Origin of the sequence: Sedimenticola hydrogenitrophicus (genome assembly GCF_029017505.1) — a bacterium.
Taxonomy (GTDB): domain Bacteria; phylum Pseudomonadota; class Gammaproteobacteria; order Chromatiales; family Chromatiaceae; genus Sedimenticola; species Sedimenticola hydrogenitrophicus_A.
Genome location: NZ_JAQGEI010000114.1, coordinates 1 through 661, shown reverse-complemented (window position 1 = coordinate 661; position 661 = coordinate 1). Strand labels below are relative to the sequence as shown.

Annotated in this window: 2 protein-coding genes; both read left to right on the top strand. The window is 55.5% G+C overall.

Annotated elements, in window-relative coordinates; all coding sequences use genetic code 11:
* The first annotated feature begins 310 nt into the window (after positions 1-310).
* On the top strand, positions 311-550 hold the full coding sequence (locus O9K64_RS23505) for an AbrB/MazE/SpoVT family DNA-binding domain-containing protein (protein WP_275100545.1): 240 nt from the start codon (positions 311-313) through the stop codon (positions 548-550).
* A partial coding sequence (locus tag O9K64_RS23500) for a type II toxin-antitoxin system PemK/MazF family toxin (protein ID WP_275100546.1) occupies positions 544-661 on the top strand: 118 nt, incomplete at its 3' end. The genes O9K64_RS23505 and O9K64_RS23500, both read left to right, overlap by 7 nt.

Genomic DNA, 661 nt, shown 5'->3' with positions numbered 1-661 from the left:
CCACTCAATCTGGCGAACATGTCAAAGTTCAGTGCTATTTATGGGTAAATGGTAGGGCTAGGCAACGCCCATGCCCTGTTTGATCGCGTGACCATTGATCGGGTCGACCCCGGTGAACCGGTTCGAAATTTCTCGGACTATCGTGTCCGGTTCGATGGAGTTCCTGTTGATGAGGTCCTTTCGCCTGGTGGAGAGACGGATCTGGGAAATGGTGTCACCCTGATGCGCCGCTTCTGACCAAACACGGGTTTCGCCAAACAAGATGAGTAACTAACATTGTTATTACTCAACTTCAGCAGAGTCACCGACAATGAAAAGCACCCTTCGAAAGATTGGCAACTCCCGTGGCGTCCTGATCCCGGCCTCGTTTCTCGCCGCTTGCGAGATCGATAACGAGATCGAGCTGCGTCTCGATGGCAAAAGTATCGTCATAGAGCCGGTCCGCGCCCCACGCACGGGCTGGTTTGATGGCTATCGTCCGCAAGCCGACGAGGACGTTTGGGCCGACCTGGTCGAAACCGGGGATGAGAACGAGGAGTGGCAATGGTAAAGCGTGGCGAGGTCTACTGGGTGCACCTGGACCCGACACGGAGTAGCGAGATAAGAAAAACCAGGCCCGCGCTGGCGGTCTCGCCCGATGATATGAACCAGGTGTTACCCC